Consider the following 13,656-nt stretch of genomic DNA (forward strand, 5'->3'; position numbering starts at 1 on the left):
GTGAATTTGCAAATGTCAAAATTCAATGACTCTTTGAGGCCCAAAAAATTTCAACTTGGCCTCGATGTTGAGCAGTTGCGAATGGTGGGCGAAATAGTTCTCCTAGCAAGTTCCCTTGAATGGTTGATCGCTAAAGCATCGCAGATTGATTTCTACTCGAGTAAGTCCCATTCGCCTGTTGATTACGGGCAACAGAGGGTCGCCATTTTTAAAGCATTGAATATGAAATTGAAAGATTTTGAAGAAAATTCCCGGTTACATAAACTCACAAACTGGAGACAGTTGTCAGGTGACATGAAGAGACTTCTAGATGTGCGTGACACCGTGGTACACGGTTCAATCGATCACAGCAACCCGAATTTTTTTCAGTTCATTAATGTGAAGGACGGCACTTCCGTGTCAGCAGAAATAACGAGCCTCGAGCACCTAAAGAATGAAATTTACGCCAAGGTAGAGCTTTTGGTAACTATTTGTGAAGTGCTTCAAAAACACGACACGGACTCGGGCGAGTGGGCGGTATACGCCACGAAGAATAAGAAATAGCTGAGAGAGAGCTAGCCAAAAAGCTCAGGCAAAGTAGCCTCGTGAGCACCACGCAGATCATTCAGCTGCCAGGTTGCAACATCCTGAATCTCTAGCTCGCCCGAGTTATCGGTGACACCAATGCGCAACACCGGAATACCGCGTGCCTCGCATAGACCAACAAACTTCACGTCATCTTCACGACCAACCGATACCAACACGCGACCAGTTGACTCTGAGAACAGAGCACAAGCTTGTTAAACGCCAGGGGAGTGTTTAAAACTACTTTTTGACACGGCACGGTCCTCAAGGCCCGCATCAGGCAAGTGATAAAATCGAACACGTGTTCGAGTAATAGTTACATAAATCCGTTAATTACTATTGTCCACATTCTTCCGTACATGGTAGAATAAGAGGATGAATAGCGAAGCATCTAAGAACATCTCCCCTCTCGAGCGAGACGAGGAAATCTTCACGCGCGTTGCAGAGAAAATCAGGGCAGCTATCCCAAAAGACTTTAATGTGCAGATGAGTGCTTTGATTCAACCGTTACTCAAAGATAGAAATCTTGATGCGATTCTGGAGATTAAGATCCCTAACATTCCACCTGTGGAATTCGCCACAGAAGTCAAGAGGATACTGAACAGACCTCAAATGTTGGCGGCATTGGACCAGCTAAGTCGTATCACAAATGACAACTACAACAAACTCGTAGCGGCCAAATATATCCCCGAGCCAATCCAAAATGAACTAAAAGACAGAGGTGTTTCGTTTGCGGATGCCACCGGTAATGTATCTATAAATCTACAAAATCCACTAATGGTTATTAACTCTCGCGGTGCGACTACCGACCCATGGAAAGGTCCGGGAAGACCAACGCAATCATTAAAGGGAGTGCCGGCGGGGCAAATAGTGAGAACATTGTGTGACTACGGTTCACCAATAAAAATCCAGAAACTAATAATTGAATCAGGCGCGTCTAGAGGTTCGGCGTATCGCATGATTGATTTTCTGACGGCAAACAAATTTGCCACCAAGCAAGTTGGATCCCAGGTTTCTGTAAATGATTGTAAGCAACTATTACTTGCGTGGAGCAAGGAAGTAGATGTTTTTGGCAGCGGTGTTACTAAAAGCTACATAAATCCGCGGGGACTCAATGAATTGCAGTCGAAATTAGCAGAGATTGATTCAAGGAAATATGTACTTACAGGTTCGTTAGCCGCAGAAAAGTATTATGCATACGCCGACCCGTTTACCGCAATGATCTACACAACAAATATTGATGAGCTGGCATTGGAGCTCGGTTTCCTGGAGACGAATAAAGGCGCGAACGTGATTCTATCTTCACCTAATACTCCAGTAGTTTTTGATCGTACCTCGATCTATAAGGGTATGAATATTGCGGCACCTTCACAAATAGCCGTGGATCTCCTCGGGGGACCTGGAAGAAATCCCGAAGAAGGAAAGACGTTATTAGATTGGATGGAGGCTAACGAAAATGTTTGGCGAATCAAACCTGATAATTGAAGCGCGTGAAGCACTCATTGATGCAGTTGAAGCCTTAGGTACGCAAGCCAAGTCTCTGATTCTGGTAGGGGCACAGGCTATTTATCTTCACACTGATCAATTAGAACTTGTCGTTGCCCCCGCAACTAAAGACAGTGACTTCGCCATAGATTCGCGAAGCCTGGACGACGATCCCGTTCTCGAGGAAAAACTTTCAGCCGCAGGGTTTATGAGGGACCCAATTTCAAGAAACCCAGGAGCGTGGATAAATGTTAAAGGAATCCCTGTTGACTTCATGGTCCCTGCCAAATTAGTTTCGACAAAAAGTAGACGGTCTGCAAATCTAAACCCTCACGCGGATTATGTAGCAAGGAAAACCGAGGGTCTTGAGGCTGCCCTACTAGATAACGATGTTCGTGAAATCAAATCATTCAGTCCATTATCAAGCAGGAGCTGCAGGGTGGCAGTAGCTGGACCTGCTGCTTTGCTAGTAGCAAAACTGATAAAAGTCGGAGAACGGATAGATCAATCAAGAATTAGTTCAGACAAAGACTCATACGACATCTTTAGGATCTTCGAGGTAGTTGATATTGCCAACCTTGTTTCAAAGTTTGTTGAATTTTCAGAAAACGAGTTAACAGAAGTTGTTGTTGGAAAAGCTTTAGAAGTTCTTGCTTTGCATTTTGCATCTTCACAGGAAGCATATGGACCAGCGTCTGCTGGTCGTGTGGAGTATGGAATTGGCAATCCAGACGAGATATCAGCAAGATTGTGGGCGTATTCCGTACAGTTTTTACAAATCCTAGAAAAAAATAGTTCAGCAACATCTGGTGTGACACGGGATTCAAAATAGATTTAGCTTCAAAATCTGAAGCTAAATATGAAAGAAAGATGGTGAAATTTTGGAAAAGTTCCAAATAACACTTCTAAGCAACTCGAAATATAAACCGAAGGGCCTTCTCAGGAGAAGGCCCTTCGTGGACATATATATTGCAGAAAAATGGGCTAAGTAAAAAATAAGTCCAGCAGGTCAGCCGTTCGAGCGGCTGGCCTGTATTCACTTTAAGGCATGAGTAGCCTACGTTTTGACATATTTGACAGTTAGCCAAAAGCTCAGGTCAAGTAGCTTCGTGAACACCACGCAGATCATTTAGTTACCAGGCTGCAACATCCCGAATCTCGAGCTCGTCAGAATGCTAAGTGCTCTAATAAAGCCTTGAAGATGCAATTGGGGTACAAGGAAATTCGGTAAGGGACTCAAACACCATATCCAACTTGTCCGTAAATGTGTTAACGAAGGCACCTGGTTTAAAGGATTCTCGACTTTGTTGCCACTTGAGCCAAATATCCAACTCCTCCATAGCCTCCAATTGCCTACCTACAGGGTTAGTGGTTCTGAATCCTACATAGGCAATAAAATCATTTACCGAGATATCCACTACAGAAATAATTAGTAGATCGTGCAAACTCAGAAACCATACATCAGAATCAATATCGACGTGGTTTTCTAAGTATCTACGATATGTGGTGCCGATTGTCCCTAGGTTGTCTAGTGAAACCACGATTTTGAGACTCTGCGAGTCCGGGGCCCAGTCAATTTTGCCGTACGGTGTTTCTCTAATTTCATTTGACCTAAGGAAATTCGCAAATTTTGATGCCTGGCGTGATCCGCCTTGCAATGTTTCCCGCAGTGCTCTTTTCATTAGGTGTAACTTACCTAAGTTTGTTGTCCTCTCGATATCGCCAGCTTTGACTTCGACAATAAGGTATCGAGCGTTGTCTTCGAACAAAAGGTCTACTTCACCATTTGATTCTTTCGAGGTGAATTTAAAATTAGATAGCAAGGGGCTTTTTTTAAAAATGCGTGAAATAGCTTCACTCGCAATTCTCTCAGTAATTTCACCACGTGCTCGGCTATAGGATTCGAACTGTTCCTCATCAGACTCGAGTAGAAGATCTTCAAATGAATCCCTAAAAGTATCTTGGCCAAGTCTGCTTGGTGTAAGTTCAAGGTACTCATCTTCGATCCTTAGTAGCTTCCCGAAAAGCGGCGGTGAAATATTTTTTAGATATTGATGGACGGCAACTGATGGAATTAAAGTTTGAAAGTCAACTGAGAAGTGCTCAAGAATTAGATTCACAATCGAACTCGGAATTAGAGTCTTATCGGCGATACGTCCTGGGCTTATCCTCAGTGGATTAATGAGTAGTTCCTTAGGCTTTAATTCTTCCCGAAACTGAACATTCCGATCAGAAAAGCTTTTAACAAGATCCTCTAATCGCTGGAAATCCTCTATTCGAAGTTCAACGATTGCGTCACGGACAATTTTAAAATCATGGTAAGAAAAGTTCATAGTTTCAAAGAAAATATTCGCAACCTTTGGATTCGAGAATATTTGCTCGTACAAATATTCTTCGATAACGATGTACTGCTTCCCTCTAATGCCTAAGGTCTCCGACTCAATTCGCCCTTTGACTTTGTGCGCATCAAATTCGGCGGGGACACCTTTGTTTCTCTCTAGAGTCAGAATGTTGCCTAGAGTCAATATGCTTGAGGCGAGACCCATTGCTTTATCTATAGCGGATCTGATGTCAATTTCAGAGGGTGGTTTGATATTCTCAGATCCCCTCGAGAGTGCCACCAAACCTATAATTTCGAGTATGGCTCCTGACGAGGATGAGATGCTCTCAGGCAATTTTATTTTTTGTGCAAAGGTCTGCCGGCAAAGCAGAATTACATATTCCGCTGGAATTCCATCGAGGACTTGTCTGATCTCTGACGCATAAAATGAAATTTTTTCAAGAATTCCCGAATAACTCAGCCCCATCACCTCGTCTAGAGTTCTACGCATAAATGAAAGGGAGGCATTCTCAGCTTCCTTGGAGGCATAAGTCATGCGTTGCGCAGCCTGATTTAATAGCGATTCAAATTCATTCATCGCATCCTCAAACTGCGTAAAAAGTGAGTGCTAGCCAAAAAGCTCAGGCAAAGTAGCCTCGTGAGCACCACGCAGATCATTTAGCTGCCAGGTAGCAACATCCTGAATCTCTAGCTCGCCAGAGTTATCGGTGACACCAATGCGCAACACCGGAATACCGCGCGCCTCGCATAGGCCAACAAACTTCACGTCATCTTCACGACCAACCGATACCAACACGCGACCAGTTGACTCTGAGAACAGAGCACAGGTGCGGTCAACGCCATCGCGCTCTTGAATCTCGCCAAGCCAGATGCGGGCACCCATGCCAAAGCGAAGCACGCTCTCAACTACTGCCTGAGCCAAACCGGCCTCAGACAGGTCGTGAGCCGAAGCCAAAAGGCCCTGCTCGCTGGCTGCATTTAGGGCCTCGGCCAACTGCTTCTCAAAAGCTAGATCAACCACTGGCGGGCGGCCACCCAGGTGTCCGTGAACAACCTCTGACCAAACCGAACCATCGAGTTCGTCTTTGGTGGTGCCAAGAAGGTAGATGTTGTGGCCTTCGTCTTGCCAGCCTGAAGGAATGCGGCGAGCAACGTCGTCAATCACACCAAGCACACCAACCACTGGGGTTGGGTGAATAGCTACGTCACCGGTTTGGTTGTAGAAAGAAACGTTTCCACCGGTAACTGGAATACCAAGTTCCAAACAACCATCGGCAAGACCGGCAGTTGCCTGCTTGAACTGCCACATGACCTCTGGGTTTTCTGGTGAACCAAAGTTCAAGCAGTTGGTAACTGCAACCGGAGTTGCACCTGATACTGCAACGTTGCGATAAGCCTCGGCAAGTGCAAGACGTGCGCCCTGGTATGGGTCTAGGTAGCAGTAGCGACCATTGGCATCTGTTGCCAGTGAAATTCCAAGACCAGATTCTTCACTGACGCGAATCATGCCCGAGTCATCTGGCTGTGCCAGTGCGGTGTTTCCGCCAACGTATCGGTCGTATTGGTCTGTTATGTAGTTCTTGCTGGCCTGGTTAGGTGAAGAAACAATCTGCACCAACTGCGCAGCCAACTCGCTGGCGTTGTCGTTCTGACGATAAAGACCGCGAGCGTGAACGCTGTCGTTGTTTAGTGCGTCTTGGTATGAAGGGAACGCAACTGGGCGCTCGTAAACCGGGCCGTCGTGTGCAACGGTGCGCGGTGGAACGTTCACGATTTCTTCGTGACCCCAGTTGATGTAAAGACGATCCTCGGCGATTACTTCACCAATGACTGAGAACTCGACTTCCCACTTGTCAACGATGGCCTTGAACTTCTTGAAGTCCTTCTTTGGCACGATGCCCATCATGCGCTCTTGCGACTCTGACATCAGAATTTCTTCTGGAGTCAAAGATTCATCGCGCTTTAGAACATCTTGCAACTGCACACGCATACCGGCGCCACCGTTTGATGCAAGCTCTGATGTTGCACAAGAAATACCGGCACCACCAAGGTCTTGAATACCGGCAACAACCTGCGCTGCATAAAGTTCAAGACAGCACTCGATCAAAACCTTCTCGGCAAATGGGTCACCAACCTGAACGGCTGGGCGCTTTGCTGGGCCGGTGCTGTCGAAAGTTTCAGATGCCAACACCGATACGCCACCGATGCCGTCGGCACCAGTGCGCGCACCAAAAAGAATTACTAGGTCGCCAGGGTTTGATGCCTTGGCAAGCTTTAGATCTTCGTGACGAAGTGCGCCAACGCTTAGTGCGTTGACCAGTGGGTTGCCCTGGTAGACCTTGTCGAAAACGGTCTCGCCACCAATGTTTGGCAGACCTAGACAGTTGCCGTAGAAAGAGATTCCGTCGACGACGCCGTGTACTACACGAGCGGTATCGGGGTTAGATGGTTCACCAAAACGAAGTTGGTCCATCACTGCGATAGGGCGGGCGCCCATGGTGAGGATGTCGCGAACGATACCGCCAACACCGGTTGCTGCACCCTGGAAAGGCTCAATGTATGAAGGGTGGTTGTGTGACTCAACCTTGAAGGTCACGGCCCAGCCCTCGCCGATGTCTACAACACCAGCGTTCTCGCCCATACCAACCATTAGGTTCTTGTTCATTTCTGGAGTTACCTTTTCGCCAAACTGACGAAGGTAAATCTTTGATGACTTGTATGAGCAGTGCTCTGACCACATAACCGAGTACATGGCAAGCTCTGAAGAAGATGGGCGGCGGCCGAGGATATCGCGAATGCGTGCGTACTCGTCGTCTTTCAGGCCAAGTGCAGCGTATGGCTGAACTTTGTCTGGAGTGTTTGCGGCTTCGGCGGTGGTGTCAACGCCCGATGCGATTTTCTTTTTACCAAACAGGCCCATTATGCGTTTACCAAACTGTTGATTACTGATGTGAAGAATTTAAGACCGTCAACTCCTGAGCGCATTGCGATCTTGGTGTCTGGACCAAAGCCAGGCTCAACCGCGTGTTCAGGGTGAGGCATTAGACCAACAACGTTGCCACGCTCGTTGCGAAGACCGGCGATGTCGTTCATTGAACCATTCGGGTTTACCTCTTTATAGCGGAAGGTAATTAGTCCTTCGCCTTCTAGGCGCTTCAGAGTTTCATCGGTTGCGATGTAACCACCCTCACCGTTCTTAAGTGGAATGGTGATTTCTTCGTTCAGGCTGAATTGATTAGTCCACGCGGTGGTGTTTGACTCAACGATAAGTTTTTGATCGCGGCAAATGAAGTGCTGGTGTTCGTTGCGAATTAGTCCGCCAGGTAGCAGGTGTGATTCCACAAGAACCTGGAAGCCGTTGCAAATACCAAGAACTGGAAGGCCGCCCTTTGCTGCCTTGATGATTGATTCCATAACCGGAGCCTGTGCTGCGATTGCGCCACAGCGAAGGTAGTCGCCGTATGAGAATCCACCAGGAAGCACAACTGCATCAACCTTGTGCAGGTTGGTGTCTGCGTGCCAAAGGCTTACGGCCTCGCCGCCAGCTAGGCGAACAGCGCGTGCTGCATCGCGGTCATCAAGGGTGCCAGGAAAGGTGACTACACCAATCTTCATGTTCGGCGCCCCTTAGTTTTCTGAAGAGATCTTGACGACGTCTTCGATGACACCGTTTGACAGGAAGCCTTCACCGATTTCGCGGGCCTCTTCGAGGTCTTTATCGGTGATTGGACGATCAAAGTGAAGCTCAATGCGCTTGCCAATGCGGACGGCGGTGATGTCTTTGTGGCCCTTGCGGTGCAGGGCGTTGTTTACAGACTTGCCGGCTGGGTCAAGAAGGACCTCTTTTGGCATAACTTCGACGATGATCTTTGGCATGTTTGCTCCGATTGTTGGGAGTTTGCGGGGGCGGCTTTAAGGGCCGTTTTTGGTGATTTTTGGTGTCGACGTCGTTGCCGGACACCTTTATTTTACTGGGGTCTAGGCCGGTGCTCTGGACGGTAGACAGATGTCGGTGTGATGTACATACTTAAGTACATGAAGTATTTTTCTGTGGCCGAAGCCAGGGCCAAACTGGCTGCGATTCTGGATTCTGCTGTTAAATCACGCGAACGCACAGTTATCACCAGAAATGGTGAACCTGCCGCCGTGATCATGTCTTTGGACGACTATGAGTCCATGAATGAAACCTTAGACATACTGGCCGATCCCGAGCTAGCAATAGATTTGCTGACGTACCTGCAAAACCCAGACGCCGAAGAGACCTTCACCTTGGAGCAAGTTCAAGCCGAAATAGAAGCACGTCGAAACGGCGAGGGTAATCGTGAAGCAGTATGAGCTAAGGCTTCGCGGTAAGGCTAAATTGGCCCTCGCCGAAAAGGTGCCGGCTAAATTAGTGGACGTCATTACCTATTTCATCTACGGGCCCCTTTTAGAAAACCCCCGTCGTGTTGGCAAGGCACTAGATTCGCCATTTTTAGGTTGTTACGCCGCAAGGCGTGGTGATTACCGGGTGATTTACCTAATTGATGACGAAAAATCCAGGATTACCGTGCTTGATGTCTCTCATAGATCCCACGTCTACGCCGTAAAGCTCGCAGATCGAGATTAGACCGGTCTAAATAGGGTGCTGACCTCGCTATTTTTAGGGGTATTTCTGAACATTTGATACCTTTAAGGGATCAAAAATGTTGGTTTGGACGAATCATTCCAGTTCATGAAGGCCAATTTGGGGGTATTTTCAGTGAACCTTTTCGGCAATCAGCCGCGAATGGATCAAGACAGCGTTGATCGCTACTTGGCCCAGGGCATTGACGACCCGCGCGCTGTGCTGAGAACCCAATCTGGCGAGTTTCACCTTAGGGTTCATGGTCAAACCAAATACGCGGTAATCCGCGAGAACCTGTTCAACACCGCCCAGCGCTCTGGCGCAAAGTTTTGGCAGGGCAAGGTTTTTCTTGAGACCAGACTGGTCACTGAATGGGGCAACACCACCAAGACCATTTTCGTGATTCTTTTCAACGATGTGCCGATCGGTGAAATTAGTGAGTTTGATTTGAAGGCCAAGGACCTTTTGGAATTCAAACTCGATGCGCGCTACTACGGGCGAGCGGTAATTCAAGACGATTTGATCGGCAATATTGTCCATATTTTTGTGGACCCGGTAAATAGACTTTCCTAGAAAACCCACTCCTGAAATGTGAATAAGGTCCCGGTGGAAAAACGGGACCTTATTTGCTTAAGTTGCAGTTCGTTAGAGTCGGCCGATGCTTTGAATATCTTGTTCGAACTCGGCGATTACCTCGTCGCTTACGGTGCGGCGAGTGTTGCTGATAGCCCAAAGGTAATGCTCTGTAGCTGTGGTGGAATTTTCTTTGGTTGCCACCTGGGTTTCGTAAATTGCTTGCTCAAGTGCTCGCTGCGATGCTTTGCGTGCGGCGTACTCGATGTCGGCGGGTGAAAAACCCTCACTGCGCTTTACCAGTTCTGCAACATCAATACTTTCAAGTGCCAGTGCTGGAATGTAGCGTGACCAAATTGAGTGACGTGCCTCGGCATCTGGCAAACCGATAGGAATAACGTAATCAAAACGTCCGTGGCGAAGGAAAGCATCGTCAAGTGCGCGAATGTAATTAGTAGCCACAATAAGTAGGTGCCCTGGCTTTTCGCGGAAGGTTGGAATTAACTTCAGCAGTTCGTTGGTGACGCCCTGGGTTGGTGACGGTGGGTCACCTTTTCGCTTTGAGGCAATTTCTTCAACCTCGTCAATGAAAACCACAACGTTCTCTAGATCATCAATCGAGTTAAAGATTTCGCGAAGCCCGCCGGCTAATCCGTTCTGATCTCCCGCGAGTCTTGAGGGAAAGACTTCAACAAATGGCCAGTTGAGTCTTGATGCCACCGCTTTAGCGAATGTGGTTTTACCGGTTCCAGGCGGACCAAACAAAACAATCGCCTTTGGCGGTTCGACTCCGAATGTCTCGGCCAGTGCGGCATCTGAAAGTGGTAGCACCAGTCGGCGCTCCAACAATTCTTTTTCATTTTTCATGCCGGCGATTTTGCCCCAGAGGTTTCTTGGCATCAGTGCACCGCCAAGATTTTTGAGCACCTCGCGCTCCTGCTCACTCACCGATACCGGGCGTTCAAAATAGTTCAGGTGCTTCAGAGCTTGGAAGCCAGCTTTTTCTAGGACGCCACTCTTGCCGTCATCGGCAACCAGCATGGACATCTTGGTAATGCCGGCCTTAGACATCTCAATTTCAAGTTCACCCAATAGGCGTCCGCCCAAACCTTGCCCCTGATGTGATTGGGCAACGGTTAGCAAGACAACCCAGCCCTGTTCGTGTGCAGCGCGGCCCACGGCGGTGCCAATAACTAGATCGCCATCGCAGGCAACAATTGCAAAGTCTTTGGTGCACGACGCAAGTACTTCAGCCAGTGAGTAAACCGGTTCAAAACCTGCGTTTCGCGCTTCGTCCCAGAGGGCGAGCAGGGCATCGGTGTCTACTGGCTGGAAATTGCGGAATCTGATGCTCATGGACCACTCCTTCGTGGGTATGGCTATAACAACTAGTGTGCCAGTGATTCCATTCCTGCTGCCCAGGTGAGGTAGCCGCCGTCAAGGTTGCGCACCTTGGCGCCATTGGCCTTGAGGATCTGCGTTGCTATGTGGCCGCGCTGGCCAACCTGGCAGTAAACCACCACGTCTTCTACTTGGATTTCGCTTAGCCGATCGCGAAGTTCTTCAACTGGAATGTTGACCGTGCCCGGGATGTTTGCGAAGCCATGTTCGCCAGCCGAACGCACATCAACAACCTGAGCCCCATTGGCGCGGGCGGCCTCTAACTGGTGCCACTGCACGGTTGGGGTGGTGCCGTTGAAAACGTTGTTGCCAACGTAGCCGGCGATGTTTATGGCGTCTTTAGCTGAACCAAATTGTGGTGCGTAGGCCAGCTCAAGATCCATTAGGTCGTCAATGGTTAACCCGCCATGCATTGCTGTGGCAATTACATCAATACGTTTATCAACACCATCCTCACCGTTTGCCTGAGCACCCAGAATCTTGCCGGTTAGCGGATCAAAAAGTACCTTCATGGATAGGCGCTTTGAACCCGGGTAGTAACCCGCGTGATTGTTTGGGTGGATGTGAATTATTTCGTGAGCGATGCCGGCTTTCTTTGCGGCTCTTTCACTTAGGCCAGTGATTCCAACCGCGTGACCGAATGCTCCAAGAATTACAGTGCCCGTTGCGTTGTGAGCGCGAACTTCACGACCGGCGATTACGTCTGCGATTAGGCGGCCGTGACGATTAGCCAAGTTTGCCAGCGGAACAAGAGTTTGCTCGCCGGTTAGTTGACCGTGCTTTTCAACAGCATCACCGGCTGCAAAAATATTGGGGTCGCTGGTGCGCTGTTGGTCATCAACCCAGAGCCCACCGGTGCTTCCTATTTTTAGCCCGGCAGCTTTGGCAAGTGAGTTGTCAGGATCAACACCCGCCGCGGTGAAGACTAACCCGGCATCAATCTTGCGACCATCTTTTAGAACAACCTGGTCTTTGGTGATGTGATCTGCTTCTGCGTTCAAAATAATTTTTACGCCGTGCTTTTCAAGTTTTGCCTGCAGTGGCTGAACCATCTCTGGATCAAACTGACCAAGAATGCTGTTGCTGCGTTGAATGATTGTCACTGGGATATCTATGTGGCGAATGTTTTCAGCAAGTTCAATGCCGATGAATCCGGCACCAAGAATCGCCACAGTTTTGTTCTCAGCGTCTTGTAGCGCTTGCTTAACTGAATCAGCGTCAGTTACGTTTCGCAACCAAAGGGCGCGTTCGATGCCAGGCACATCAAGTTTGCGCGGGCGAGCGCCGGTTGCAATCACTAACTTGTCGTATGTGTCATTGGTGATTTTGCCGGTTGCTAGGTTCTTTACCTCAACGGTCTTTGCTTCGCGATTGATTGCGGTGACCATGTGCTGAACCTTGGCCTTGATGCGGAATCTGTTCCACAGAGCATCAGGCGTTTGCAGTAGAAGATTGTCGCGGCGTGAAATGACATCGCTCACAAAGTAGGGAAGGCCGCAGTTGGCGTAGCTGACGTGTTCGCTCATTTCGTAGACGGTAATTTCAGCTTGCTCATCTAGGCGGCGAAGTCGGGCAGCAGCTGACATTCCAGAGGCAACGCCTCCAATAATTACAACCTTCATAATTAGGCCAGAGACATGAACGCTTTTTCAAGCGCCTCACGGTTCTTGACTCCCTTGGCATCTGAGCCACAGTGCTGCATGCCAGTAGAGATGATGGTGAAGCCGGCGCGGGTTAGCGCTGTGTTGGCAGCCGCCAATTGGGTCAGCAGCTCTGTGCAGTCGCGACCCTCGTCAAGCATCTTTACGATTCCAGCGATTTGACCCTGAACTCGGACCAAACGATTTCTTGCGGCTTTTAACTCTTCTGGTTGAATTTTCATAATTTTAAGTATACCCTAGGGGGTATACGAAAGGAAGACGAAAATGTCTAAACTCTTCAAGTTTCTAGCAGCATCACTAATTGCGGTTTTTGCTGTTGGTTCACTTAGCGCCTGTTCAACATCGGCACCGGTTGACATGAGCACCGTTGCAGAAGTTATTGACGTTCGCACCCCAGAGGAAACCGCGGCTGGTTACCTAGAGGGCGCTCTGCTGTTTGACATCAATGGCGGAAATTTTGCCGAGCAAATCAGCACTCTTGATAAGTCAGCCAACTATTTCATTTACTGCCGTTCGGGTAATCGCGCCGGTGGCGCTATCGACCAGATGAAGGCCGCCGGTTTCACGGGTGTGCTCACAAATGGTGGTTCATTGGCTGAAGCGGCTAGTGCCACCGGTCTAGCGATAGTTCAGTAGGGGCGGCAAGCATGTGCTCAAAAGTCACCTGCCGCAAGTGTGGTAAAGCAACCTGGTCCGGCTGTGGCCAGCACGTAAACGAAGTGATGCGCGGCATTCCAAAATCACAACAGTGTGCCGGCCACGCTAATGATCCAAAAGAACCTGGATTTTTCGCACGTCTATTTGGCAAGAAGTAAGAAAGGAAAACAACCATGTGTTCACCAGCTTTATGCGAGAACTGCAACAAAGTAACTTGGACAGGCTGTGGCGGTCACATTGAGGAGGCGCTAGACGGCGTTCCTCAAGATCAGCTTTGCACCTGCAATAACTAAACAGCTTTCTCAACTTAGGGGCCTCGAGTTATCGGGGCCTCTTTTGTTTGGAAAATATTTCTCCAATTTGAAACT

15 protein-coding genes and 1 pseudogene are annotated in these 13,656 nt (G+C 48.6%); 8 read left to right on the forward strand and 8 right to left on the reverse strand.

What is annotated here, in order from left to right:
- The first annotated feature begins 12 nt into the window (after nt 1-12).
- Nucleotides 13-543, forward strand: coding sequence for a hypothetical protein (locus tag RHOLA_RS00590; RefSeq protein ID WP_144239012.1), 531 nt, complete (start codon nt 13-15; stop codon nt 541-543).
- 11 nt (nt 544-554) lie between these two features.
- Here RHOLA_RS00590 and RHOLA_RS00595 read toward each other — a convergent pair.
- Nucleotides 555-776: pseudogene (locus RHOLA_RS00595) on the reverse strand (hypothetical protein); the annotation flags it as partial.
- A 163-nt stretch (nt 777-939) separates the two neighbouring features.
- On the opposite strand from RHOLA_RS00595, the gene RHOLA_RS00600 reads away from it, so the two are divergent.
- Both RHOLA_RS00600 and RHOLA_RS00605 read left to right on the forward strand, forming a co-directional pair.
- The gene (locus RHOLA_RS00600; RefSeq protein ID WP_051636135.1) at nt 940-2,049 is read left to right on the forward strand and encodes a hypothetical protein; all 1,110 of its coding nucleotides are present in this window, start codon (nt 940-942) and stop codon (nt 2,047-2,049) included.
- Nucleotides 2,021-2,881, forward strand: a complete 861-nt coding sequence (locus RHOLA_RS00605) for a GSU2403 family nucleotidyltransferase fold protein (protein WP_051636136.1) — start codon at nt 2,021-2,023, stop codon at nt 2,879-2,881. Before RHOLA_RS00600 ends, RHOLA_RS00605 begins: the two co-directional genes overlap by 29 nt.
- A 352-nt stretch (nt 2,882-3,233) precedes the next feature.
- Here the strand turns inward: RHOLA_RS00605 and RHOLA_RS00610 are convergent, their stop codons facing one another.
- From RHOLA_RS00610 to purS, 4 genes are read right to left on the reverse strand one after another with little or no spacing between them, the layout of a single operon-like run.
- Nucleotides 3,234-4,967, reverse strand: coding sequence for a hypothetical protein (locus RHOLA_RS00610; RefSeq protein ID WP_038501651.1), 1,734 nt, complete (start codon nt 4,965-4,967; stop codon nt 3,234-3,236).
- Nucleotides 4,968-4,997: 30 nt separating this feature from the next.
- Nucleotides 4,998-7,310: a phosphoribosylformylglycinamidine synthase subunit PurL gene (gene purL, locus RHOLA_RS00615; RefSeq protein ID WP_051636137.1), complete on the reverse strand. Its 2,313-nt coding sequence runs from the start codon at nt 7,308-7,310 to the stop codon at nt 4,998-5,000.
- Complete coding sequence (gene purQ / locus RHOLA_RS00620) at nt 7,310-8,005, reverse strand: phosphoribosylformylglycinamidine synthase subunit PurQ (RefSeq protein WP_038501653.1); 696 nt, start codon at nt 8,003-8,005, stop codon at nt 7,310-7,312. The genes purL and purQ overlap by 1 nt, the downstream gene beginning before the upstream one ends.
- Nucleotides 8,006-8,017: 12 nt before the next feature.
- Nucleotides 8,018-8,266 carry a phosphoribosylformylglycinamidine synthase subunit PurS gene (purS, locus tag RHOLA_RS00625; protein WP_038501655.1) on the reverse strand — a complete coding sequence of 83 codons (249 nt, stop codon included), beginning with the start codon at nt 8,264-8,266 and terminating at the stop codon, nt 8,018-8,020.
- A 159-nt stretch (nt 8,267-8,425) separates the two neighbouring features.
- On the opposite strand from purS, the gene RHOLA_RS00630 reads away from it, so the two are divergent.
- The 3 genes from RHOLA_RS00630 (at nt 8,426) to RHOLA_RS00640 (ending at nt 9,569) form a co-directional block, all read left to right on the forward strand.
- Nucleotides 8,426-8,725, forward strand: coding sequence for a type II toxin-antitoxin system Phd/YefM family antitoxin (locus RHOLA_RS00630; RefSeq protein WP_038503549.1), 300 nt, complete (start codon nt 8,426-8,428; stop codon nt 8,723-8,725).
- The gene (locus RHOLA_RS00635) at nt 8,712-8,999 is read left to right on the forward strand and encodes a type II toxin-antitoxin system RelE family toxin (protein WP_227818782.1); all 288 of its coding nucleotides are present in this window, start codon (nt 8,712-8,714) and stop codon (nt 8,997-8,999) included. Before RHOLA_RS00630 ends, RHOLA_RS00635 begins: the two co-directional genes overlap by 14 nt.
- Before the next feature lie 84 nt (nt 9,000-9,083).
- Nucleotides 9,084-9,569, forward strand: a complete 486-nt coding sequence (locus RHOLA_RS00640; protein ID WP_038501659.1) for a hypothetical protein — start codon at nt 9,084-9,086, stop codon at nt 9,567-9,569.
- 72 nt (nt 9,570-9,641) lie between these two features.
- Here RHOLA_RS00640 and RHOLA_RS00645 read toward each other — a convergent pair whose 3' ends face one another.
- Genes RHOLA_RS00645 through RHOLA_RS00655 form a run of 3 tightly spaced genes read right to left on the reverse strand, consistent with a single transcriptional unit; the run spans nt 9,642 to nt 12,852 of the window.
- A complete protein-coding gene (locus RHOLA_RS00645) occupies nt 9,642-10,925 on the reverse strand; it encodes an ATP-binding protein (protein ID WP_038501661.1) in 1,284 nt (427 codons plus the stop codon).
- Nucleotides 10,926-10,957: 32 nt separating this feature from the next.
- Nucleotides 10,958-12,592, reverse strand: coding sequence for an FAD-dependent oxidoreductase (locus RHOLA_RS00650; protein WP_038501663.1), 1,635 nt, complete (start codon nt 12,590-12,592; stop codon nt 10,958-10,960).
- 2 nt (nt 12,593-12,594) lie between these two features.
- Entirely contained in the window at nt 12,595-12,852 is a 258-nt protein-coding gene (locus tag RHOLA_RS00655; RefSeq protein ID WP_038501665.1) for a metal-sensitive transcriptional regulator, read from the reverse strand.
- Between the two features lie 43 nt (nt 12,853-12,895).
- On the opposite strand from RHOLA_RS00655, the gene RHOLA_RS00660 reads away from it, so the two are divergent.
- Nucleotides 12,896-13,267 (forward strand): rhodanese-like domain-containing protein, encoded by a 372-nt coding sequence (locus tag RHOLA_RS00660; RefSeq protein WP_038501667.1) that lies wholly within the window; start codon nt 12,896-12,898, stop codon nt 13,265-13,267.
- A gap of 11 nt (nt 13,268-13,278) precedes the next feature.
- Nucleotides 13,279-13,446, forward strand: coding sequence for a hypothetical protein (locus tag RHOLA_RS07385; protein ID WP_096334814.1), 168 nt, complete (start codon nt 13,279-13,281; stop codon nt 13,444-13,446).
- Nucleotides 13,447-13,656 lie beyond the last annotated feature (210 nt).

The sequence above is a fragment of the Rhodoluna lacicola genome (assembly GCF_000699505.1).
GTDB classification, from domain to species: domain Bacteria; phylum Actinomycetota; class Actinomycetes; order Actinomycetales; family Microbacteriaceae; genus Rhodoluna; species Rhodoluna lacicola.